The following is a 21,293-nucleotide window of genomic DNA, read 5'->3' as shown; positions in this document are numbered from 1 at the left end:
AGGGAACCGGGCCCGCGGCGGCGCACCGCCGCGGGCCTTCCTGCGTTCAGGCGGCCTCGGGTCGGTCGATGATGCGCTTCCAGGTGCCGTCGGCTTGGCGGCGCAGCACCTGCGTGCGGGTGCCCTTGCCGTCGGCGGCGACCGTCGAGGCCAGGGCGAGGTCGCCGAAGTGCACGGTTGGGAGCTGTTCCTCGTCGGTGGAGAAGGCGCCCCCTTGCGCGGCGATCGCACGGTAGACCTCCTTGATCGCCGCGACGCCCTCGGTGGGCCGGTCGGGCGGGAAGGCCAGTACGGCGTCGTCTTCGTAGAGCTCGCCGATCCCGTCGATGTCGCCCGAATTGAAGCGCTCGGCCACGAGCCGGGTGACCTGTTCGGCCTCTAGGGCCTGCTTGCCGTCGACTGCCATTGGCGTCCTTTCTCACGAGTGCCGTTGCGTACCGCCAGCGTCGCATCCCCCGCCGACATTTTCGGCCCGCGCGCCGAATGCGAGGGCGGCTCCGGTCCGGCGGGTCCCGGGCGGCGGTGTCTAGGCTGGGGCCATGGCGATCACCCCTGACGGACTCACCTACCGGCGCGCGGCGCGCGTGATCATCGCGGACGAGCAGGACCGGGTCCTGCTGTTCTTCGGCGCGGGCCTGGTCCGCCAGGACGCGGACTACTACTTCACCGTGGGCGGCGGGGTCGAGGAGGGCGAGGCGCTGGCGGCGGCCGCGGCCCGCGAAGTGCTCGAGGAGACCGGCCTGCGGGTGGACCCCGAGGATTTGGGGACGACGGTGGCGCACACGGAGGGACCGTGGACGACCCACGAGGGTGTCAGGTTCTACTCGGACGACCACTTCTTCTTCCTGCGCGTCCCACACTTCGAACCCGACCTCAGCGGCCTGGAGGAGGGCGAGGAGAAGGAGATCAGCCACCACGCCTGGCTGACGCGCGAGGACCTGGAGTCGACCGACGCGATCGTCCTCCCGGCGGGCCTGCCCGGCGTCGTCGAACGCGCCCTCGCCGGCCCGGTCCCCGAGACGATCGAACTCCCCTGGATCGACCAGAGCGCTAGCTGACCGGCCGCGAGCCCGGGCGCATCGACTTCGTTTGCACGTAGATGCTCCACGCGGACGGCCACCGGAGCTTCATGACGGCTGGTGCCGCCTACGGATTGCCGATGCCGGATTCGGCGCACATACTTCTTGGATGAGTGCCGAACCCGAACCGACCTCGATCAGGCGACGGTGCGCGCGGGTGCTCCTCGTCGACCCCGCAGACCGCGTGCTCCTGTTCCACAGCCGCGACTACATGGGCCCCGGCGTCGAGTACTACGTCACCCCCGGCGGCGGCCTCGACCCCGGCGAGAGCCTCCGGCGGGCCGCGGTCCGCGAGGTCTTCGAAGAGACCGGCCTGCGCATCGACGCCGAAGCGCTCGGACCCGTCGTCGCCGAGACCGCCGGAGCCTGGTCCGACGGGCCCGACCTCGTAATCCACTCCGAGGACGCCTACTTCTTCCTGCGCGTCCCGCACTTCGAACCCGTCCGCGACCGCCTGGAGGCGGTCGAGCAGGCCGAGTTCACCTCCTCGCGCTGGCTCACCCCCGACGAGGTCGCCGCCGAGGACGCGCTCGTGTTCCCCGCCGCCGTCGCCGACCTGCTCAAAGCCCTGCTAGCCGGCGTGAGACCCGTTGCGCCCGTTCGCCTCCCGTGGGGCGCCTGGCTGTGGAACGCGGATAGAGACTGGACGCCTACCGAGCGTGCCTCCATACTTGACCGGTGAGCGCGACGAACGAAACCACCCGAATCGACCGGCACGGCGCACGCTGCATCGTGATCGACGAACAGGACAGCGTCCTGTTCATCGGCCGGTCGGCCACCGCCGACCGGCCCGCACGCTGGTTCCTGCCAGGAGGCGGCATCGACCCCGGGGAGACCCGCAACGACGCCGCCGCGCGCGAGCTGTTCGAGGAGACCGGCCTGCGCGTCGGACCGGACGACCTGGTCGGCCCCGTCGCCCGCCAGCTCTACCACGGACGTCGCCAAGGGGTCCCGTTCACGCAGGAGAACCACCTCTTCCTGGTCAGGGTCGAGCGGTTCGAACCGCACGTCTCGGGCGGGGACGAGTACGAGGCCGACTTCGAGTTCCGCTGGGTCTCCGAGGCCGCCTTCGCGACCACCGACGGCTTCGACCACCCCGTCGAATCGCTGCTGCACCTGGTGAAGCGCCTCATCGACCGCGACGTCCCGACCGCGCCGGTGCAACTGGAGCCCGCGGGACCGTGCGCGGGCGAGGCCGCCGGCCGATGACCGGCATCGAAGCCGAGACCGGCGCGACCCTCCGCATCGCCGCCCGCGTCATCCTCCTCGACCAGCACGACGCCGTGCTCCACATCGGCGGCGACAAGTGCCTGGACGGCGTCACCCGCTGGTTCCTCCCCGGCGGCGGCATCGAACCCGGCGAAGACCTCAAGGCCGCCGCGGTCCGCGAGTTCGCCGAGGAGACCGGGCACGCGATCGAACCCGACGCGCTCATCGGCCCGGTCGGACACGGCGTGCTCACCGCCTTCCCGCATCGGCGGCTGCTGGTCCAGAAGAACTGGCTGTTCTTCCACCGCACCGACCGGTTCGAACCAAAGGTCTCCAGCGACATCGGCTACGAGCAGCGGCTCGGATTCAAGTGGCTCCCCATCGAGCAGTGCGGCGCCACCGACGGCGCCCTGCTCCCCGACCTGCTGATCAGCCTCGTCAAACGGCTGCGCGACGGCGATGTCCCGACCGAGCCGTTCAGCATCGGCGGCTCCTACTGCCCTCGATTCGGCGACTGAGCCACGTAGGGGCGCAGCCCGTCGCGAGCGCCCTCGTCGATCGTCGGCTCCCCTGAAGCACGTCCGGTCGAACGTCGGCGCGATCGCCGCAGCCGGAGACGAAACGGCGCCGCCTCCGCTGAGCGGAGGCGGCGCCGGTAAAGCCGCTTACTGCTGGTGCTCGGCGCGGTCGCCCGACCAGTCGGTGTGGAACGTGCCCTCGCGGTCCACCCGCTTGTACGTGTGCGCGCCGAAGAAGTCCCGCTGGCCCTGGATCAGCGCCGCCGGGAGCCGGCGCGAGCGCAGCCCGTCGTAGTACGCCAGCGCCGACGAGAAGCCCGGCGTCGGGATCCCCGCCAGGGCGGCCGTGGCCACGACTCGCCGCCACGAGTCCTGCGCGTCCGTCACGATCTTGGTGAACTCGGGCGCGGCCAGGAGCGTCGGCAGGTCGGGGTCGGAGCGCCAGGCCTCGGTGATCCGGTCGAGGAAGCGGGCGCGGATGATGCAGCCGGCGCGCCACAGGGCCGAGCAGGAGCCGAGGTCGATGCCCCAGTCGTATTCGGCGCTGGCGGCGGCGATCTGGTCGAAGCCCTGGGCGTAGGCGACGATCTTGGAGGCGTAGAGGGCCTGGCGGACGTCCTCGACGAAGGTCTCGGGGAAGGCGGTCTGCTCGGTGGGGCCGGTGAGCAGGTCGACGGCGCCTTCGCGCTGCTTGACGCCCGAGGAGAGGGCGCGGGCGAAGGTGGCTTCGGCGATGCCGGTGACGGGGACGCCGAGGTCGAGGGCGTTCTGGACGGTCCAGCGTCCGGTGCCCTTCTGGCCGGCCTGGTCGACGATGACGTCGACGAGGGGCTTGCCGGTGGCGGCGTCGGTGTGGCCGAGGACTTCGGCGGTGACCTCGATGAGGTAGGAGTCGAGTTCGCCGGCGTTCCATTCGGCGAAGGTCTTGGCGAGGTCGGCCGGTTCGATGCCGACGCCGCGGCGCAGAAGGTCGTAGGCCTCGCCGATGAGCTGCATGTCGGAGTACTCGATGCCGTTGTGCACCATCTTGACGAAGTGGCCGGCGCCGTCGGGGCCAAGGCGGGTGCAGCAGGGGGTGCCGTCGGGGGCCTTGGCGGCGATCGCTTCGAGGATGGGGCCGAGGCTCTCGTAGGACTCGGCCGATCCGCCGGGCATGATCGCGGGGCCCAGGAGGGCGCCCTCTTCGCCGCCGGAGACGCCGGTGCCGACGAAGTGGAGGTCCTTTTCGCGCAGGGCGGCTTCGCGGCGGCGGGTGTTCTCGAAGTGGGCGTTGCCGCCGTCGATGATCATGTCGCCCGGTTCCATGAGGGCGGCGAGCTGGTCGATGACGGCGTCGGTGGCGGGGCCGGCCTGGACCATGATCATGGCCTTGCGGGGGCGTTTGAGGGAGGCGACGAAGTCCTTGATCTGCTCGGAGGGCACGAAGTCGCCCTCGTCGCCGTGGGCTTCGACGAGTTCGGTCGTCTTGGCGTGGGTGCGGTTGTAGACGGCGACGGTGAAGCCGTGGCGGGCGAAGTTCCTGGCGAGGTTGGAGCCCATGACGGCCAGCCCGACCACGCCGATGTCAGCGGTGCTCATGCCTGTGTCTCCCTAGCGTTGCGTAAGAGGTTCTGTGTGCCGATTCTCGCCGAGCGGTGCGGCGTGGCGGGCACCACCGCTGATCGTATCCACGCTGCGGGACTCGCGCCCGTCGATGTGGGAACGGTGCGGGGGAAGGCGGGCGGACACGGGCGGCGGACTGTCTCGGGCGCAGCGGGACCGGGCCTAGGCTGTGGGGATGCAGTACTTCGAATCGGTCCTGGACCTCATCGGCGACACCCCATTGGTGAAGCTCAACTCGGTCACCGACGGCGCGGCGGCGACCGTCCTCGCGAAGGTCGAGTACCTCAACCCGGGCGGTTCCATCAAGGACCGCATCGCCCAGCGCATGATCGACGACGCCGAGGCGTCGGGGGCGCTCCGCCCCGGCGGCACCATTGTGGAGCCGACCAGCGGGAACACGGGGGTGGGGCTGGCGATGGTGGCGCAGCAGCGCGGCTACCGGTGCGTGTTCGTGTGTCCCGACAAGGTCTCCGAGGACAAGCGGAACGTGTTGCAGGCGTACGGCGCGGAGGTCGTGGTGTGCCCGACGGCGGTGGACCCCGAGGACCCGCGCTCGTACTACAAGGTCTCCGACCGGCTGGTGAGCGAGATCGACGGGGCGTGGAAGCCCGACCAGTACTCGAATCCGGCGAACCCGGCCTCGCATTACCACCAGACCGGGCCGGAGCTGTGGAAGCAGACGGCCGGGCGGATCACGCACCTGGTCGCGGGGGTCGGGACGGGCGGGACGATCACCGGGATCGGCCGGTACCTCAAGGAGGTCTCGGGTGGGAAGGTGCAGGTCGTGGGGGCCGACCCGGAGGGTTCGGTCTATTCGGGCGGGACGGGCCGCCCGTACCTGGTCGAGGGCGTGGGCGAGGACTTCTGGCCGCAGAACTACGACCGGGAGCTGGCCGACCGGATCGTGGAGGTCACCGACGCGGAGTCGTTCGCGATGACGCGGCGCCTCGCGCGCGAAGAGGGCCTGCTCGTCGGCGGTTCGGCCGGGATGGCCGTGGTCGGGGCGGTGGCGGTGGCCCGCGACGCCGACCCGGGCGACGTGGTCGTGGTGATCCTGCCCGACGGGGGGCGCGGCTACCTCTCGAAGATCTTCAACGACTCGTGGATGACCGAGTACGGCTTCCTGGGCGGTTCGGGCGAGACCACGGTCGGGGAGGTCCTGTCCGGCAAGGGCGGGGACATCCCCGAGCTCGTCCACGTGCATCCGCAGGACACGGTGCGCGAGGCGATCGACATCATGCGCCAGTACGGGGTGAGCCAGATGCCGGTGCTCAAGGCCGAGCCGCCGGTGACCAGCGGCGAGGTCGCGGGCGCGGTGGCCGAGCGGGACCTGATGGACGCGCTGTTCAGCGGGAAGGCGACGCTGCACGACCCGATCGAGCGGCACGTCGGGGAGTCGCTGCCGACGATCGGTTCGGGCGAGCAGGTGGAGCGGGCGGTCGCGGCGCTGCGCGACCGCGACGCGCTCATGGTGTTCGCCGAGGGCAAGCCGGTCGGGGTGCTCACCAGGCAGGACCTGCTCGGGTACGTCGAACGGTAGGTTTCGCTCCCGCGGCCGCCGCTGCGGGTGTACCCTCCTTATATAAGTTCCAACTTATATAAGGAGGCGTCATGCCCGATCCCGATGACCCGATCGCGTCCGCCGGACTGGTGGCGCGCGAGATCCGCACCGGCGAGCGCAACGGCTCGCCCACGAAGGTGCTCGTCGCCAGGCGCGCCTACCGCGCCGAGCAGGCCGACGTCTGGGACGCGGTCACCAGCGCCGAGCGGCTTCCGCGCTGGTTCCAGCCGGTGAGCGGCGACCTGGAGGTCGGCGGCCGCTACCAGTTCGAGGCCCAGGCCGGCGGCGTGATCGAACGCTGCGACGCCCCCGATCTGCTGGCGGTGACCTGGGAGTTCGGCGGCGGCATGTCCTGGCTCGAAGTGCGCCTGAGCGCCGGCGAGGGCGGGACCGTGCTCGAACTCGTCCACGAGGCGCCGGTGGAGCCGGAGTTGTGGCGCCAGTACGGGCCCGGCGCGGTCGGCATCGGCTGGGACGGGCTGCTGCACAGCCTCGGCTACTACCTCGCGACCGCCGAATCGCTCGACGCGCAGGAATGGGAGCAGTGGATGACCGGCCCCGAAGGCCTCGCGTACGCCCGCCTCCTGGGCGACGCCTGGGGCAAGGCGGCGATCGCCGACGGCGACGACCCCGCCGAGGCGAAGGCCGCCGTGGACGCGGTCGTCGCCTTCTACACCGTGCCGCCGGAGTCTCCGGAAGCGTGACCGGCGAGAACGCCGGCGTCCCGCCCGCCGAGGCCGCCTTCGACGCGCTCGGCGACCCGGTGCGCCGCCGGATCATGGAGCTCCTCGGCGAAGGCGAGCGGCCCGCCGGGGCGGTCGCCGAAGCGCTCGGCGCGCTGCCGGCCCCCGGGGGCCGGCGCGGGGGGATCTCCCAGCCCGCGGTCTCCCAGCACCTCAAGGTCCTGCGCGAGGCCGGCCTCGTCACCGTCAGGGCCGAGGGCACCAGGCGCATCTACGGCGTAGACGAGCGCGGTCTCGCGGCCGTCCAGGACTGGCTGGCGCGCTTCGCGGACGGCTTCGCCGGACCGCTGGACGCGCTGGAGACCGAACTCGCCCGCGGCAAGCGCGAGCGGCGACTCGCCGCGAAGCAGGCCGCCGAGCGGCCGCAGAGCGCCGCGAGACGCCGCCACGGTGCGGCGTTAGGCGCGTTCCCAATGGGAAAGTTTCCGGCTCGTTCGTTTGCGGGGCTTGCGAAGGCGGCCCTCATTTCGGACGAGTCGGATTTTTTCGTGCCGCGCGGCCTTGACAACCGAACCTCCTGCCGACACGATGAGAGGCATACATTTAGGAATCTTTAAATATCTTGGAGGCCCCTTGCGACCCATCCGCAAAGCGGCGATCATCGCCGTCTCCACCCTCGTGACGGCGGGCGCCGCGGTCGCGATACCGCTCACCTTCGCCCACGTCGCCTCCGCCGAGGCCGCCTGCCAGGGCGCGCCCTGGGACACCGGCGCCGTCTACGTCGGCGGCGACCTGGTCAGCCACCAGGACCGCGAGTACCGCGCCAAGTGGTGGACCACCGGCGAGACCCCCGGCACCACCGGCGAGTGGGGCGTCTGGGAGGACCTCGGCCCCTGCGACGGCGCCGAGCCGACCACCCCGCCGACCGAGGAGCCCACCGACGACCCGACGGACGAGCCCACGGACGAACCGACCGACGAGCCCACCGGCGAGCCGGGCGGCGGCGAGGCGCTCCTGACCGGCTACTGGCACAACTTCGACAACGGCTCGACCGTGCTGGAGCTCAACGAGGTCCCCGCCGCCTACGACATCGTCGCGGTGGCCTTCGCCGAGCAGACCGCCACCCCCGGCGAGGTCGACTTCGCGCTCGACTCGAGCCTGACCGGCATCGGCTACACCGAGGCCGAGTTCAAGGCCGACATCGCCGCGATCCAGGCCCAGGGCCGCAGCGTCATCATCTCCGTCGGCGGCGAGCGCGGCAACGTCACCATCGACCAGGGCACCGCGGCGACCTTCGCCTCCTCGGTCCTGGCCCTCATCGACGAGTACGGCTTCGACGGGGTCGACATCGACCTGGAGCACGGCATCAACGCCGCGGCCATCGAGACCGCGCTGCGCACCATCCGCGCCTCGGTCGGGCCCGACCTGATCTACACGATGGCCCCGCAGACCATCGACTTCCAGTCCACCTCGGCCGGGTACTACCAGTTGGCGACCAGCACCAAGGACATCCTCACGATCGTCAACATGCAGTACTACAACTCCGGCTCGATGCTCGGGTGCGACGGCCAGGTCTACGCGCAGGGCGACATCGACTTCCTGACCGCGCAGGCGTGCATCCAGCTCGAAGCCGGGCTCGCCCCGAGCCAGGTGGGCCTGGGCCTGCCGGCCGTCTCCAGCGCGGCCGGGTCGGGCTACGTCAGCCCGTCCATGGTCAACGACGCGCTCGACTGCCTCACCAAGCTCGCCAACTGCGGCGACTTCACCCCCGACCGGGCCTACCCGGGCATCGGCGGGGCCATGACCTGGTCGATCAACTGGGACGCGACGAACAACTACAGCTTCGCCAACACGGTCGCGGGGCACTTCCCCTCGCTGCCGCAGTAACGAGGAGCCGGGTCCGCCCGGCGCCGCCCCGGCGGGGACCCGAAGGCCACGAGCCCGAAGGTCCCGGCCGAGGCGAACGAAGGGCCCGGCCGTGCTCGGCCGGGCCCTTTCGCGTCGTCGGTTCACTTCGCGGCGCGGTCGGCGGACCGGAAGCCCTCCTCGATCGAGGCCATGCGCGCCTCGGTGCGCAGCTCCTCCTCGGAGGGCACGGTGACGACCGTGTAGATGAGGACGAGCAGGACGATCGCGGTGAGCGTCGCCATCGGGAAGATGAGGTCGATCGAGTGGGCGCCGTGCGCGTCCAGGCCCGACTCGCCGCCGACCTCGACGCCGAACATCGCCGTGTAGTGCATGAGGTTGACCGCCAGGGCCATCACGATCGCGGCCAGCCACATCATCGAGGTGCGCTCGAGCGTCCACGAGAGCCACAGCGCGGTCGTGGCGGCGACGATGGCGATCAGGACGGCCGCGACCACGTACCCGCGGTTGTGGGTCAGGACCACGTCGGCGCTGACTGCGGCCATGCCCATGTAGTGCATGGCGGCCACGCCGACACCGGTGAACAGCCCCGCCAGAGCGAGCTTCAGCCGCGAGTACTGGCCCAGGCCGATGATGAGCAGGCCGCAGGCGACCACGGCGATGGCGACGACCGCGCTGAGTGCGGTCTCCAGCGGGTCGTAGAGCAGCGTGGCGTTCTGGATGTTGAAACCGAGCATCGCCACGAAGTGCATGACCCAGATGCCGGTGCCGCCGATGGCGAACGCGGCGATGGACAGCCACAGGGCGCGCTTGCCGGGGCGGTCGTGGCGGCGGGCGTGCCGCGCGACCAGCAGGCCGAGGGTCGAGCCGGTCATGGAGACCAGGAACGCGAGCGGGAGGGTGATGTAACCGTGAGAGAAATGTTCGATCATGGTGTTTTTTCCGGGGGATCGGGGTGTCGGGACGGCTGCGAGGACGGGCGGGGCAACCGCTCGAAGCGTATCCGCGAAACCCTCCCGGCGGTGTCCGCTCACTTCACCGGATTTGTCCTCTGCCTGCAACGATGGGGCACCTGACGGACCGATCGGGTTCCGTCGAAACAAACCGAAACCATTCGTTACCGGGCGGTAGCGCACGCCATCTCTGGCCGTGCGACGGCGAAATCCGACCGATCGGCTCGAATCGGACGGCCACTCGTTCCACCCGATCGGGTGAGCGCGCCGATCGCGTCCCGGTCCCCGGACGCGGCGAAGCGCCGCGGGAAGCCGGGTTCCTGCGGCGCTTCGCTCGGTGCGGCGCTCAGCCGATGCTGATCTTGGGCCTGCGCCCGAGGGTGAGGACGGGCTTGCGGGTGGCCTCGTAGAAGTCGTTGCCCTTGTCGTCCACGACGATGAAGGCCGGGAAGTCCTCGACCTCGATCTTCCAGACCGCCTCCATGCCCAGCTCGGGGTACTCCAGGACCTCCATGGCCTTGATGTTCTCCTCGGCGAGCTTGGCGGCCGGGCCGCCGATGGAGCCGAGGTAGAAGCCCCCGTGGGCCTTGCACGCGTCGGTGACGCGCTGCGAGCGGTTCCCCTTCGCGAGCATCACGAACGACCCGCCCGCCGCCTGGAACTGGTCGACGTAGGAGTCCATGCGCCCGGCCGTGGTCGGTCCGAACGAGCCCGAGGCGTAGCCCTCGGGGGTCTTGGCGGGCCCGGCGTAGTAGACCGCGTGGTCCTTCAGGTACTGCGGCATCGGCTCGCCCGCGTCGAGGCGCTCCTTGATCTTGGCGTGGGCGATGTCGCGGGCGACCACGAGCGTGCCGGTGAGGGACACGCGGGTCTTCACCGGGTACTTCGACAGCTCCTCGCGGATCTCGCTCATCGGCCGGTCGAGGTCGATGCGGACCACATCGTCCTCCAGGTCGTCCTCGCGGACGTCCGGCACGTACTTGCTCGGGTCGGTCTCCAGCTGCTCCAGGAACACGCCCTCGGCGGTGATCTTGGCCATCGCCTGGCGGTCGGCCGAGCACGAGACGGCGATGGCGACCGGCAGCGAGGCGCCGTGGCGCGGCAGGCGCACCACGCGCACATCGTGGCAGAAGTACTTGCCGCCGAACTGGGCGCCGATCCCGAACTGGCGGGTCAGGCCGAGCACCTCCTGTTCGAGCTCGACGTCGCGGAAGCCGTGCCCGAGCGCCGAGCCGGCCGTGGGCATCGAGTCGAGGTACTTCGTGGAGGCGTACTTCGCGGTCTTGAGCGCGTACTCGGCGCTCGTGCCGCCGATGACGATCGCCAGGTGGTAGGGCGGGCACGCGGCGGTGCCGATCTGGCGGAGCTTCTCCTCCAGGAACCGCATCATCGCGTCGGGGTTGAGGATCGCCTTGGTCTCCTGGAACAGGAAGGACTTGTTGGCGCTGCCGCCGCCCTTGGCGATGAACATGAGCTTGTAGGCGTCGTCGCCGTCGGCGTACAGCTCGATCTGCGCCGGCAGGTTCGAGCCGGTGTTCTTCTCGTCCCACATCGAGACCGGCGCCATCTGGCTGTAGCGCAGGTTCAGGTCGCGGTAGGCCTGCCAGATGCCGCGGGAGAGGTGCTCCTCGTCGCGCCCGTCGGTCAGGACGTGGCGCCCCCGCTTGCCCATGACGATCGCGGTGCCGGTGTCCTGGCACATCGGCAGGACCATGCCCGAGGCGATGTTCGCGTTCTTGAGCAGGTCCATCGCCACGAACCGGTCGTTGCCGCTGGCCTCGGGGTCGTCGAGGATCGAGCGGAGCTGGGCGAGGTGCGCGGGGCGCAGGAAGTGCGAGATGTCCTTGATCGCCTCGGCCGCGAGGAGGGAGAGGGCCTCGGGCTCGACGGTGAGGAACCGCCGCCCCGCGGCTTCGAAGGTGCTCACCCCCTCTGCGGTGAGGAGGCGGTATTCGGTCGTGTCCGCACCCGTCGGCAGCAGGTCGGTGTACTGGAACTCCGATGTCACGCCTCCCAACTTAGCGCGGAGGGCGCCGGGGCCCGTGGTGAGGCGATCCTCATCCGGATCGGGTGTTCGAAGCGGTGTCGGGCCCGGATTGTCGGCGCCGGAAGGTAGCGTCACATTCGGGTGGAGCGGCCTCGCCGCACCACCCGTAAGCAGGTACGATTGCGCGGTTGTCCGCACCGGCCCCACGGGCCGGAGTGGGCGCGCGCAAGCGATTCCTCCTGCTGCGGAACGACCGCAGCCGATTGAGACCGAAGGAGGTGGAGCGATCTTGCGGCACTACGAACTCATGGTGATCCTCGAACCGAATCTCGAGGAGAGCCAGGTCAGCCCGACGCTGGAGAAGTTCCTGAAGGGCGTCAAGGACGCCGGGGGAGCCGTCGACAAGATCGACGTCTGGGGCCGGCGCCGTCTCGCCTACGAGATCAACAAGAGCAACGAGGGCATCTACGCCATCGTCGACCTGCAGTCCGAGCCCGGTCCCGTCGCGGAGATGGACCGTCAGCTTCGGCTCAGCGAGTCGGTGCTGCGGGCCAAGGTGCTGCGACCGGAGCTTCGGTAACCCGACCTTTGCAACTGCGAGACCTTAGGGAGAAGAGGTCATGGCAGGAGAAACAGTCATCACGGTTATCGGCAACCTCGTCGACGACCCCGAACTGCGTTACACGCCGTCCGGTGCCGCCGTCGCGAAGTTCCGTATCGCATCGACCCCGCGCACGTTCGACCGCGAGTCGAACCAGTGGAAAGACGGTGAGGCCCTGTTCCTCACCTGTAGCGTCTGGCGCCAGTACGCCGAGAACGTCGCCGAGTCGCTTTCGCGCGGTACCCGCGTGATCGTGCAGGGCAAGCTCAAGCAGCGCAGCTACGAGACCCGCGAGGGCGAGAAGCGCACTGTGTACGAGCTGGACGTCGAGGAAGTCGGCCCCGCGCTGCGTTTCGCCACTGCGAAGCTGAACAAGTCCGGCGGCGGCGCCGGTGGCGGCGGCGGTCGCTCCTTCGGGGGCGGCAGCGGCAACACCGGAGGTTCCGCACCCGACGATCCCTGGGCCTCGGCCGCCCCGGCCGGCGCGAGCGCCGGCAACGCGGGCTTCGACGAGGACCCTCCGTTCTAACCGGGTGCCGCTCACGCGGCGCAGCCCGGCACGATCTCGAGTAAGAGGCAAGACACCACATGGCCAACCCGAAATCGGCTCCCCTGCGGAAGCCGAAGAAGAAGCCCAACCCGCTTGAAAAAGAGGGCATCGAGTACGTCGACTACAAGGACACGGCGCTGCTTCGGAAGTTCATCTCCGACCGCGGCAAGATCCGTGCCCGCCGAGTGACCGGCGTGACCACCCAGCAGCAGCGCCAGATCGCCGCGGCCGTCAAGAACGCCCGCGAGATGGCCCTGCTCCCGTACACCAGCCAGACCCGATAGGAAGGAGCGCTCTTATGAAGATCATCCTGACTCATGAGGTGCCCAACCTCGGCTCGGCCGGTGACGTGGTCGAGGTCAAGCCCGGTTACGGGCGCAACTACCTCCTGCCGCAGGGCCTGGCGATCGCCTGGACCAAGGGCGGTCAGAAGGAGGTCGACGCGATCCAGCGCGCCCGCGCGGCCCGCCAGATCCACGACCTGGACAAGGCCCGCTCGGTCGCCGAGCAGCTGAAGAAGACCGACGCCCACATCGTCGCCCGCACCGGCGACGGCGACCGGCTGTTCGGTTCGATCAGCGCGGCCGACGTCGTCAAGGCCGTCGACGAGGCCGGGGGTCCGAAGATCGACCGCCGCCGCGTCGAGCTGACCTCGGCGATCAAGACCATCGGCACCTACGACGTCGCGGTGAAGCTGCACCCGGAGGTGACCGCGAAGTTCAAGCTTCAGGTGACCCCGGCCAAGCGCCGCAAGAAGTAGGTCCAGCAAGCGTTGAGGGCCCGCGACCGTTTCCGGTCGCGGGCCCTCTTCACGTCCGTTCGCTCTTTCGGATGAACCGCGGCGCTCAGATCACCCAGCCGGCGGTGCGCAGCACGACCGTCACGAGCCCCGCGCCGAGGATCGCCGCCGCCGATCCGGCCACGCCCGCCCTCCAGCCCGCGCGCGGCAGCCGCAGCAGCACCGCCACCAGCAGACTCGCCGTCAGCGAGGACAGGGTCCACGCCCAGCCGCCCGCCGCGGCCTCGGCCACCCGGGCCGCCGGGGAGCAGCCGGTCGCCGCGCACGTCGCGTCCACCGGCGGCAGTGCGAGCACCCACGCGAGGTAGACCGCCACGGGCACCGCGTACCAGGCCAGGGTCACCAGCAACGTCGGGGTGAACGCCCGCTCACCGGGGCGGTCGTCGCCGTCGGGGTCGAGCCGGGGTCTGCGCTCGGAGCGCTTGGGAGCGGTCATGAGCCGTGCTCTCCTCTGATGCCGTGCCGGGGTCCCCTCCACTCTAGTGGCAAGTTGGCACGAACGAATTTCCGTCCACAGGCGGTGGACGGCGTCGCCACAGGTAGCACCCCCGATCCGAACCTCCTTCGGCTACTTGTCCACAGGTTGTCCACAGGCCCGGACCCAGTTATCCACAGGTTGTCCACAGCTTTGTCCACAGGTTGTCCACAGGCCGGTTTGCAACCGTGCGCGGCGCGACATAGCGTCGTTGACGCCGCCCCCGTGTCATATGCGGGCGGTACATTCTCCATGAACGCACGGTGACCGAGGGGGTGGGCGGCATGACCGACGTGTCGACGGGTGGCGTCCATTCGCGGGGCGCGAACGGCGCGAACGGCTCCTATTTCGACACTCCCCCGGAGGATCCGTTCAGCGGCGGCGGAGGCGGCGGCGCGCGCACCTACGAGCGCACCCCGCCCCAAGACCTCCAGGCCGAGATGTCGGTCCTCGGCGGCATGCTCATGAGCAAGGACGCGATCGCGGACGTCATCGAGGTGCTCGGCCCCGGCGACTTCTACAAGCCCTCCCACGGCATGATCTTCGACGCGGTCATCGACAAGTTCGGCAACGGCGAGCCCGCCGACGCCGTCACGATCGCCGCGGCCCTCGCCGACTCGGGCGACCTCGCCAAGATCGGCGGCGGCCCGTACCTGCACGACCTCCTCAACGCCGTGCCCACGGCCGCGAACGCCGGCTACTACGCGAAGATCGTCAAGGAGAAGGCGATCCTGCGCCGCCTCATCGAGGCCGGGACGCGCGTGGTCCAGTACGGCTACGGCGGCGGCCAGGGCGGTCGGGACATCGACGACCTGGTCGACCTCGCCCAGCAGGCCGTCTACGAGGTCACCGACAACCGCCAGAGCGAGGACTTCGCGGTCCTGTCCGACCTCCTCCAGCCGGCGATGGACGAGATCGAGGCGATCGGCGCGAGCCAGGGCCTCATGACCGGCATCCCGACCGGCTTCGCCGACCTCGACCGGCTCCTGTCGGGACTCCAGGCCGGGCAACTCATCATCGTCGCCGGGCGTCCCGGCGCGGGCAAGTCCACCGCCGCGATGGACTTCATGCGCCACGCCTCGCTCCACCACCGCCACGCCGCGGCCCTGTTCAGCCTCGAGATGAGCAAGCTCGAGATCGTGATGCGCCTGCTCAGCGCCGAGACCCGGGTGCCGATGCATGTCCTGCGCTCGGGCGACCTGTCCGACGACGACTGGACGCGCCTGGCCAAGCGCATGGGCGACATCTCCGAGGCGCCGCTGTTCGTCGACGACACCGCCTCGATGACCATGATGGAGATCCGGGCGAAGGCCCGGCGCCTCAAGCAGCGCCACGACCTCAAGCTCATCGTGGTCGACTACCTCCAGCTCATGACCTCGCCGAAGAAGACCGAGTCGCGCCAGCAGGAGGTCTCGGAGATCAGCCGCGGGCTCAAGCTCCTCGCCAAGGAGGTGCAGTGCCCGGTGATCGCGGTCGCCCAGCTCAACCGCGGGCCCGAGCAGCGCACCGACAAGCGCCCGCAGCTCTCGGACCTTCGCGAGTCGGGTTCGCTGGAGCAGGACGCGGACGTGGTGATCCTGCTGCACCGCGAGGACTACTACGACAAGGAGTCCCCGCGCGCCGGCGAGGCCGACTTCATCGTCGCCAAGCACCGCAACGGCGCGACGGACACGATCACCGTCGCCGCCCAGCTGCACCTCTCGCGCTTCGTCGACATGGCCGTCTAGAGCGTCCCGACACGAGCGCCCCACCGGAACAATCCGGCGAGCCTCACTTCGCAAATCCGGCACTTGCCTTCAAAACGGACACCTGGGGACCCCCCATTTCAATCGTTGCCCGGGGGTCCGACACTGCCTCGGGGGTTACGGTCCGAACGGCGGCGGGGCTCAGCGCCACCATTCGACGGCCATCGACGGACCGGGTCCGGTCTCGTCCTCCAACTCGTCCACCGCGTTGTCGCCGAACTCGAGGCCGTCCGAGGCCGCGTCCTCGGACGGCACGCCGGTGAACAGCGCGCTCGTGGCCGTGCCCGCGATCGCGTCGCGCAGCGGCAGCCACCAGCCGAGCAAGACCACCGGGTACAGCAGGTACCCGAACCGGGTCGAGGGCATGAGCAGGAACGCCGCCGTCAGCCCGGCGGTGCACCACAGCGCCGCCGAAGCGGCCGTCACCGGCGGGCGCGTCCACAGCAGCGCGGCGATGATCACCGCCGCAAGACCCAGCAGCGCCGGGGCGATGAGCTCCCCGCTCGGCAGGTGCCGGGCGACGAGGAATCCGGGCAGCGGCGACTGCGCGGGCGACTCGACCACGCCGTGGCCGAGCCCGAAGGCGATCACGTTGTCGAAGAAGCCGCGGGCGTCCACGGCCAGGACCGGCAGCATCGTCGCCGCCACCGGGAGGGCGAACCCGCCGAGGTAGCGGCGCAGTCCCCCGCCGCGCCACACCAAGAACGCGAGCACGACCGCCACGGGCCAGGCGAACAGCTTCAGCGCGGCGGCCGCGCCGATCGCCAGTCCCGCGGCGAAGGCGCGCTCGCGGTGGGCGAACGCCAGCGCGAGGACCATGAGGGCGACGACGGGCATGTCGTCGCCTCCGGTCGCGAACGTCAAGGCGCACACCGGGAAGACGAAGGTCGCCTGGAGGGCGCGCAGCAGCGGGCCCTTACCGGCCCCGTGTCCCGAAGCCGACTGTCCTGCGCCGCCGCCGCCGAGGAGGAGGCGGGCGGCCGCGGCGGCGCAGGCGACGGCGGCGAGGAGGAACCAGACGCGGGCGTCGGTCCACCAGTGCGCGCCGAAGAGCGCGGCGGGGAAGCCGAAGAGGGCCATGCCGGGTTGGTAGGGGTTGTAGCCGAGGAGCGGTTCGGGGAGGGCGGCGATCGCGTCGGCGTGGAGGTAGGGGCTGCCGGTGTCGAGGAGTCGCGCGGCGGAGGCCTCGACGACGTGGACTTCCTCCTGGGCGCGGTCGGTGGCGCCGCCCGCGCGTTCGACCGCCATGAGCACCAACGGGATCGCGGTGACGGCGAGCGCGGTGCCGAGGGCGATGAGGGCGCGCAGCCGCCACTGGGCGCCGAGCTGGGTGAGGAGGATCGCGATGCACACCGCGGCGGGGAGGTAGCCGCCGAAGGCGATCGCGCCCCACTGGGCGTGCGGGTCGAGGGTGGTCCACAGTGCGGTGGCGCCCGCGAAGAGTGCGGCCAGGGAGTAGAAGGCGAGGTCGATGGCGAGTGGTCGGTTGGACACCCGGACAGCGTACGGGGACGCGTCTCGCGGGGCCTGAGGGCAGCCCGAAGCGGTCGGGACGCCGATCCGCAGCGCCCCTTGCATTCAGGGTGACATCGGGGTCCGACAATCCAGAGCGGTCGCGTCCGGATCGTGGGACGGCGGTCTGTTCACCGCAGCGGGATGCGGGCCCAGACTTCCTGGCTGCCGTCGTTGTGGGTGCGGGCGCCCCAGTCGGTGGACAGTTTGGACACGATGAACATGCCGCGGCCGTGCGCCGAGTCGAGGTTCACCGCGCACACGTGCGGCTGGGTCCGCGATCCGCCGTCGAGGACGCGGACCTCGACGTCGCCGGGACCGAGCGTGTAGGCGACGCAGAGGTCGCCGCCGGGGAGCGGGCGCGCGTGGCGGACGGCGTTGGAGACGAGTTCGGTGGCGCACACGAGGAGGTCGTCGCGGGCCTCGTCGGGAAGGTCGGGGAGGGCCTCGCGCAGCCAGCGCCGGACCTGGCCGGGCGCCCCCGACTGGTGGGGGACGCGCAGTCGCTCTGGTGCCGGTATCGCAGCGGGCATCGCGTCCCCTTCCTTCCCTGGGTGCCGGTCGGAGGCTATACAGCAACCTACCTGTTGCTGCGCTATGACGCCAGCATTACAGGCGGACCCCCGGTCCGTCTCGGGGCGCGCGTCGGGTCAGCCGGCGAAGGTCTGCCGGATGGCGGCGGGCCGGTCGGTGACGACGAGGTCGACGCCGAGCGCGGCAACCTTGCGGGCGGTCTCGGGGTCGTTGACGGTCCAGGTGTACACCTCGTAGCCGGCCTCGTGGCTGCGTTCGACGAATTCGGGGGTGGATTCGAGGTAGTCGACGCGGGAGCTGAGGATCTGGACGCCTTCGGGCGGGCGTCGGAAGGGGTATTCGAAGATCCACACGAGCGGGGTGTCGGTGTCGAGGCCGCGCCAGGTCTTGAGGGCGGCGCGGGAGAAGGACATGACGGTGAAGTCGAGTCCGGGCCAGCGGCGGAGGGTCTCCCAGAGGCGCAGTTCGAGGCGGGGCCCGAACTTGGAGGGGTGTTTGGCCTCGATGAGGAGTTTGAGGTCCTTGCCGGAGTCGACGACGAGGCCGAGGAGGTCTTCGAGGGTGGGGATGCGCTCGGCCTCGGGGTTGCCGGAGCATTCGGGGTGCTGGTGGGAGAAGTCGAGTTCGCGCAGTTGGGCGAGGGTGAGGTCGGCGACGGCGCCTTTGGCGCCGGAGGTGCGTTTGACGGTGCGGTCGTGGTGGAGGACGAGGTGGCCGTCTGCGGTGAGGCGGAGGTCGAACTCGAAGGCATCAGCGCCCTCGACGATCGCCTGGCGGAAGGCGGCGAGGGAATGTTCCGGGAGGAACTCGTTCGCGCCGCGGTGGGCGGCGATCAGCGGATGCGACACCCCTTGACGATAGTCGGTGGGGGTGACGCGCACGGCCGCGCGTGCGAAGGACTCGTGTCGGCGGGGTGAACGCTCGCGTCTGGCGGCCGCGAAAGCCGTGCAGGCGGTGCTCGGCCGGTGCCGCAGTGCTCTCGCTGGCGGGGCTCTCTGTCGCTGGGACGGATCTGATTCGGGTGGCGGCCGGTGACGGGTGGGAGGGAGGATGGGGGCGTGCAGGATGAGCGCCGTTCAGCGGCTCGCGGTGGTGATGGCGGTGGGGGGTCCTACCGCGATCTGGGTTGGGCGAAGATCGACACGGGCCGGCCGGAGCGCACGGGTGCGGCTGAGGCGGTGTACGCGGCGGGCAAGACCCCTGAGCAGGTGGTCGGTGCGCTGCGGGCTTTGCGGGAGGCGCATCCGGGGCGGGTGGCGGTCGCGACGCGCTGCGATGCGGCGTCCACGGCGGCGGTCCGGGAGGCGTTCGGCGCCGAGGTGCTGGTCGAGTCGGGGGTGTGCGCGGTCGGGGCGTTCCCTGATGCCGAAGTGGGTCCGCTCGCGGTGGTGTGCGCGGGGACGTCGGATCTGCCGGTGGCGCGGGAGGCGGAGTTCGTCGCGCGGGCGAACGGGGTCGAGGCGCGGTTGGTCGCGGACGTGGGCGTGGCGGGGCTGCACCGGCTGCTCGACCGCGTCCCGCAGTTGCGGGAGGCGGCGTGCGTGATCGTGGTGGCGGGCATGGACGGGGCGCTGCCGAGTGTGGTGGCGGGCCTGGTGAGCGCGCCGGTCGTGGCGGTGCCGACCTCGGTGGGCTACGGCGCGGCGTTCGGTGGGCTGGCGCCGCTGCTGACGATGCTGAACTCCTGTTCGCCGGGGGTGTGCGTGGTGAACATCGACAACGGGTTCGGGGCGGCGATGGCCGCGGTCCGGATGCTCGGCGTCAAGGGGGCGCTGTGAGTGCTGATCGGCGGAGCCGGGGCGGCGGGCACGGAACGGTGGGGGCGCAGTGGTGAAGATCGCGTGGTTGGACTGCTCGGCGGGTGCGAGCGGGGACATGTTCCTCGGGGCCCTGGCCGATGCGGGGGTCGATCCGGCGCTCATGCAGGCGGCGGTGGACGCGCTCGGGACCGAGCCGATCCGGTTGCGCCCCAAGCGGGTGGCCCGGCACGGCCTGGCGGCGGTGAAGATGGACGTGGTGGTGCCGGAGGTGGAGACGGACCGGCGCTGGTCGTCGATCCGGGCGATGATCGAGGGCGCGGAGCTGGAGGAGGCGGTCCGGAAGCTCGCGCTGGGGGCGTTCGCGCGCCTGGCGGCCGCGGAGTCGGCCGCGCACGGGATCGACGTCGAGGAGGTGCACTTCCACGAGGTGGGGGCGCTCGATTCGATCGCGGACATCGTGGGGGCCGCGGCGGGCCTGGCGTCCTTGGGGATCGAGCGGTTGACGGTCTCGACGGTGACCGTCGGGGGCGGTTCGACGCGGGGTTCGCACGGGTCGATCCCGCTGCCGGCCCCGGCGGTGCTGCGGGTGCTGGCGGACGCCGGTGCGCCCGTGGTGGGCGCGGTGCCTTATGAGGCGTGCACGCCGACGGGCGCGGCGATCCTCGCGGCGGCGGCCTCCGATTACGGGCCGCTGCCGGAGATGGTGGTCGACCGGGTCGGCGTCGGCGCGGGCGGCCGGGACCCGAAGGAGCGGGCGAACCTGCTGCGCCTCGTCATCGGGAACGAGGTCCGCACCGCGGGCCGCGGTGCGCACGCGCACCGCCATCAGATCACCGATCAGACGCATCATCCCGACGCACACGAGACACCGAAAGACCCTGCGCCGCATGACCACGGGGCTGACTCGGTCCCGCACCCACATGCGCACGATTCGGAATCCAGAACCGAACTGGACTCGCCTGCACCCCATGGTGACACCTCGGGAAAGCCGGTCGTGATCGAGACCAATGTGGATGATCTTGATCCGCGGCTGTGGCCTCCGGCGCTGGCGGCGCTGCTCGACGCGGGCGCCTCGGACGCCTGGTTGACGCCGATCCTCATGAAGAAGGGCCGCCCGGCGCACACTGTGCATGTGCTGTGCCGGGCAGAGGCGGTCGCCGCAGTGCGCTCGGCGCTGGTCAGGCACACCACGACCATCGGGATGCGCTCGTACCCGATCGACAAGTACGCGTTGGAACGCCGCTACACCCACATCGATGTGGACGGACACGACATCGGGGTGAAGATCGCGCTGGAGAACGGCGAGGTGGTGAACGCCTCGGTCGAGTACGAGGACGCCGCCGCGGCGGCCGCGGCGCTCGACCGTCCGCTCAAAGTGGTGATCGCCCAGGCCACTGCCCTTGCGGCCGAACGGTATTAGCGGTACCGCACCGGTGGGCCGGGACCGATATCCTGCCCGCATGATCGATTTCAAGAACGGCTCGGTTTTCAAGCTCAAGTTCACCGAAAAGCCCGGTTTCCGCGACGAGGTCCAGCCCCTGCTGATCGACGGCGAAGAGGTGGCCCTGGCCTTCGAGGGCGTCCGCGACTTCGTGGTCTTCACCAACAAGCGGGTCATCGCCGTGAACGTCCAGGGCATGACCGGCAAGAAGCGCGACTACACCTCCTTGCCCTTCAACAAGATCCAGGCTTACTCGGTCGAGACCACCGGCCTGTTCGACAACGACGGCGAGCTGGACCTGTGGTTCAGCGGCGACCTCGGCCGCGTCCGCTTCGAGTTCAAGGGGAACGTGGACCTGCCCGCGATCGCCAAGCACATCGCCGCGAACTCGCTCTGATTTCAAGTGCGGCACCGGAAG

At 70.5% G+C, this 21,293-nt stretch carries 24 protein-coding genes; 16 read left to right on the top strand and 8 right to left on the bottom strand.

Going from position 1 to position 21,293, the window contains the following annotated elements; all coding sequences use genetic code 11:
• Positions 1-46 precede the first annotated feature (46 nt).
• Positions 47-406, bottom strand: coding sequence for a nuclear transport factor 2 family protein (locus IF12_RS0117530; RefSeq protein ID WP_030160669.1), 360 nt, complete (start codon positions 404-406; stop codon positions 47-49).
• A 133-nt stretch (positions 407-539) separates the two neighbouring features.
• On the opposite strand from IF12_RS0117530, the gene IF12_RS0117525 reads away from it, so the two are divergent.
• The 4 genes from IF12_RS0117525 (at position 540) to IF12_RS23245 (ending at position 2,806) form a co-directional block, all read left to right on the top strand.
• Positions 540-1,058, top strand: a complete 519-nt coding sequence (locus IF12_RS0117525) for an NUDIX domain-containing protein (protein WP_030160667.1) — start codon at positions 540-542, stop codon at positions 1,056-1,058.
• 130 nt (positions 1,059-1,188) lie between these two features.
• A complete protein-coding gene (locus IF12_RS0117520) occupies positions 1,189-1,761 on the top strand; it encodes an NUDIX hydrolase (RefSeq protein WP_051704535.1) in 573 nt (190 codons plus the stop codon).
• A complete protein-coding gene (locus IF12_RS24325) occupies positions 1,758-2,288 on the top strand; it encodes an NUDIX domain-containing protein (RefSeq protein WP_051704534.1) in 531 nt (176 codons plus the stop codon). The genes IF12_RS0117520 and IF12_RS24325 overlap by 4 nt, the downstream gene beginning before the upstream one ends.
• Positions 2,285-2,806, top strand: a complete 522-nt coding sequence (locus IF12_RS23245; protein ID WP_133884076.1) for an NUDIX domain-containing protein — start codon at positions 2,285-2,287, stop codon at positions 2,804-2,806. The genes IF12_RS24325 and IF12_RS23245 overlap by 4 nt, the downstream gene beginning before the upstream one ends.
• Before the next feature lie 147 nt (positions 2,807-2,953).
• Here IF12_RS23245 and gndA read toward each other — a convergent pair whose 3' ends face one another.
• A complete protein-coding gene (gene gndA, locus IF12_RS0117505) occupies positions 2,954-4,384 on the bottom strand; it encodes an NADP-dependent phosphogluconate dehydrogenase (RefSeq protein ID WP_030160659.1) in 1,431 nt (476 codons plus the stop codon).
• Positions 4,385-4,583: 199 nt separating this feature from the next.
• On the opposite strand from gndA, the gene IF12_RS0117500 reads away from it, so the two are divergent.
• The 4 genes from IF12_RS0117500 to IF12_RS0117485 all read left to right on the top strand — a co-directional run bounded on the left by IF12_RS0117500 (position 4,584) and on the right by IF12_RS0117485 (position 8,539).
• Positions 4,584-5,948, top strand: a complete 1,365-nt coding sequence (locus IF12_RS0117500; RefSeq protein WP_030160657.1) for a cystathionine beta-synthase — start codon at positions 4,584-4,586, stop codon at positions 5,946-5,948.
• A gap of 71 nt (positions 5,949-6,019) precedes the next feature.
• On the top strand, positions 6,020-6,673 hold the full coding sequence (locus tag IF12_RS26720) for an SRPBCC family protein (RefSeq protein ID WP_030160656.1): 654 nt from the start codon (positions 6,020-6,022) through the stop codon (positions 6,671-6,673).
• Positions 6,670-7,269 carry a helix-turn-helix transcriptional regulator gene (locus IF12_RS25140; protein ID WP_231492636.1) on the top strand — a complete coding sequence of 200 codons (600 nt, stop codon included), beginning with the start codon at positions 6,670-6,672 and terminating at the stop codon, positions 7,267-7,269. Before IF12_RS26720 ends, IF12_RS25140 begins: the two co-directional genes overlap by 4 nt.
• Before the next feature lie 16 nt (positions 7,270-7,285).
• Positions 7,286-8,539, top strand: coding sequence for a glycosyl hydrolase family 18 protein (locus tag IF12_RS0117485; protein WP_197034776.1), 1,254 nt, complete (start codon positions 7,286-7,288; stop codon positions 8,537-8,539).
• A gap of 122 nt (positions 8,540-8,661) precedes the next feature.
• On the opposite strand, the gene IF12_RS0117480 is transcribed toward IF12_RS0117485, so the two are convergent.
• Together IF12_RS0117480 and IF12_RS0117475 are read right to left on the bottom strand one after the other, a co-directional pair.
• Complete coding sequence (locus tag IF12_RS0117480) at positions 8,662-9,450, bottom strand: MHYT domain-containing protein (RefSeq protein ID WP_035749425.1); 789 nt, start codon at positions 9,448-9,450, stop codon at positions 8,662-8,664.
• A 367-nt stretch (positions 9,451-9,817) separates the two neighbouring features.
• Complete coding sequence (locus IF12_RS0117475) at positions 9,818-11,479, bottom strand: fumarate hydratase (protein ID WP_030160648.1); 1,662 nt, start codon at positions 11,477-11,479, stop codon at positions 9,818-9,820.
• A gap of 268 nt (positions 11,480-11,747) precedes the next feature.
• Between IF12_RS0117475 and rpsF the strand changes: the two genes are divergently transcribed.
• Genes rpsF through rplI form a run of 4 tightly spaced genes read left to right on the top strand, consistent with a single transcriptional unit; the run spans position 11,748 to position 13,369 of the window.
• Complete coding sequence (rpsF, locus tag IF12_RS0117470; protein WP_030160647.1) at positions 11,748-12,038, top strand: 30S ribosomal protein S6; 291 nt, start codon at positions 11,748-11,750, stop codon at positions 12,036-12,038.
• 40 nt (positions 12,039-12,078) lie between these two features.
• On the top strand, positions 12,079-12,588 hold the full coding sequence (locus IF12_RS0117465) for a single-stranded DNA-binding protein (protein ID WP_030160645.1): 510 nt from the start codon (positions 12,079-12,081) through the stop codon (positions 12,586-12,588).
• 59 nt (positions 12,589-12,647) lie between these two features.
• Positions 12,648-12,893, top strand: a complete 246-nt coding sequence (gene rpsR, locus IF12_RS0117460; RefSeq protein ID WP_030160643.1) for a 30S ribosomal protein S18 — start codon at positions 12,648-12,650, stop codon at positions 12,891-12,893.
• Between the two features lie 14 nt (positions 12,894-12,907).
• Positions 12,908-13,369 carry a 50S ribosomal protein L9 gene (gene rplI / locus IF12_RS0117455; protein ID WP_030160641.1) on the top strand — a complete coding sequence of 154 codons (462 nt, stop codon included), beginning with the start codon at positions 12,908-12,910 and terminating at the stop codon, positions 13,367-13,369.
• 85 nt (positions 13,370-13,454) lie between these two features.
• On the opposite strand, the gene IF12_RS0117450 is transcribed toward rplI, so the two are convergent.
• A complete protein-coding gene (locus tag IF12_RS0117450) occupies positions 13,455-13,844 on the bottom strand; it encodes a hypothetical protein (protein ID WP_030160639.1) in 390 nt (129 codons plus the stop codon).
• Positions 13,845-14,167: 323 nt separating this feature from the next.
• Here IF12_RS0117450 and dnaB point away from each other — a divergent pair, with 323 nt between their 5' ends.
• Complete coding sequence (gene dnaB / locus IF12_RS0117445) at positions 14,168-15,610, top strand: replicative DNA helicase (RefSeq protein WP_081913712.1); 1,443 nt, start codon at positions 14,168-14,170, stop codon at positions 15,608-15,610.
• 159 nt (positions 15,611-15,769) lie between these two features.
• On the opposite strand, the gene IF12_RS0117440 is transcribed toward dnaB, so the two are convergent.
• From IF12_RS0117440 to IF12_RS0117430, 3 genes are all read right to left on the bottom strand, one after another.
• Positions 15,770-17,122: a glycosyltransferase 87 family protein gene (locus IF12_RS0117440; RefSeq protein WP_166659545.1), complete on the bottom strand. Its 1,353-nt coding sequence runs from the start codon at positions 17,120-17,122 to the stop codon at positions 15,770-15,772.
• Between the two features lie 149 nt (positions 17,123-17,271).
• Positions 17,272-17,673 carry an ATP-binding protein gene (locus IF12_RS0117435; protein WP_035749422.1) on the bottom strand — a complete coding sequence of 134 codons (402 nt, stop codon included), beginning with the start codon at positions 17,671-17,673 and terminating at the stop codon, positions 17,272-17,274.
• 117 nt (positions 17,674-17,790) lie between these two features.
• Positions 17,791-18,522, bottom strand: coding sequence for a glycerophosphodiester phosphodiesterase family protein (locus IF12_RS0117430; protein ID WP_030160633.1), 732 nt, complete (start codon positions 18,520-18,522; stop codon positions 17,791-17,793).
• A 210-nt stretch (positions 18,523-18,732) separates the two neighbouring features.
• Here IF12_RS0117430 and larB point away from each other — a divergent pair, with 210 nt between their 5' ends.
• From larB to IF12_RS0117415, 3 genes are read left to right on the top strand one after another with little or no spacing between them, the layout of a single operon-like run.
• Entirely contained in the window at positions 18,733-19,452 is a 720-nt protein-coding gene (larB, locus tag IF12_RS0117425) for a nickel pincer cofactor biosynthesis protein LarB (RefSeq protein ID WP_051704532.1), read from the top strand.
• Positions 19,453-19,501: 49 nt separating this feature from the next.
• Positions 19,502-20,854: a nickel pincer cofactor biosynthesis protein LarC gene (gene larC, locus IF12_RS0117420; RefSeq protein ID WP_231492635.1), complete on the top strand. Its 1,353-nt coding sequence runs from the start codon at positions 19,502-19,504 to the stop codon at positions 20,852-20,854.
• A gap of 40 nt (positions 20,855-20,894) precedes the next feature.
• Entirely contained in the window at positions 20,895-21,272 is a 378-nt protein-coding gene (locus IF12_RS0117415; protein WP_030160624.1) for a PH domain-containing protein, read from the top strand.
• The last annotated feature ends 21 nt before the right edge of the window (positions 21,273-21,293 follow it).

It is taken from the genome of Glycomyces sp. NRRL B-16210 (assembly GCF_000719515.1).
Classification (GTDB): domain Bacteria; phylum Actinomycetota; class Actinomycetes; order Mycobacteriales; family Micromonosporaceae; genus Glycomyces.
Note: the sequence above shows the minus strand (reverse complement) of the source record. Positions and strands in the feature narration are given on the sequence as shown.

Coding starts and splice junctions, on each gene's coding strand:
- IF12_RS0117530 (WP_030160669.1), bottom strand. CDS start 406: ATGGCAGTCGACGGCAAGCAGGCCCTAGAGGCCGAACAGGTCACCCGG.
- IF12_RS0117525 (WP_030160667.1), top strand. CDS start 540: ATGGCGATCACCCCTGACGGACTCACCTACCGGCGCGCGGCGCGCGTG.
- IF12_RS0117520 (WP_051704535.1), top strand. CDS start 1,189: ATGAGTGCCGAACCCGAACCGACCTCGATCAGGCGACGGTGCGCGCGG.
- IF12_RS23245 (WP_133884076.1), top strand. CDS start 2,285: ATGACCGGCATCGAAGCCGAGACCGGCGCGACCCTCCGCATCGCCGCC.
- gndA (WP_030160659.1), bottom strand. CDS start 4,384: ATGAGCACCGCTGACATCGGCGTGGTCGGGCTGGCCGTCATGGGCTCC.
- IF12_RS0117500 (WP_030160657.1), top strand. CDS start 4,584: ATGCAGTACTTCGAATCGGTCCTGGACCTCATCGGCGACACCCCATTG.
- IF12_RS26720 (WP_030160656.1), top strand. CDS start 6,020: ATGCCCGATCCCGATGACCCGATCGCGTCCGCCGGACTGGTGGCGCGC.
- IF12_RS0117480 (WP_035749425.1), bottom strand. CDS start 9,450: ATGATCGAACATTTCTCTCACGGTTACATCACCCTCCCGCTCGCGTTC.
- IF12_RS0117465 (WP_030160645.1), top strand. CDS start 12,079: ATGGCAGGAGAAACAGTCATCACGGTTATCGGCAACCTCGTCGACGAC.
- rpsR (WP_030160643.1), top strand. CDS start 12,648: ATGGCCAACCCGAAATCGGCTCCCCTGCGGAAGCCGAAGAAGAAGCCC.
- rplI (WP_030160641.1), top strand. CDS start 12,908: ATGAAGATCATCCTGACTCATGAGGTGCCCAACCTCGGCTCGGCCGGT.
- IF12_RS0117450 (WP_030160639.1), bottom strand. CDS start 13,844: ATGACCGCTCCCAAGCGCTCCGAGCGCAGACCCCGGCTCGACCCCGAC.
- dnaB (WP_081913712.1), top strand. CDS start 14,168: ATGACCGACGTGTCGACGGGTGGCGTCCATTCGCGGGGCGCGAACGGC.
- IF12_RS0117435 (WP_035749422.1), bottom strand. CDS start 17,673: ATGCCCGCTGCGATACCGGCACCAGAGCGACTGCGCGTCCCCCACCAG.
- IF12_RS0117415 (WP_030160624.1), top strand. CDS start 20,895: ATGATCGATTTCAAGAACGGCTCGGTTTTCAAGCTCAAGTTCACCGAA.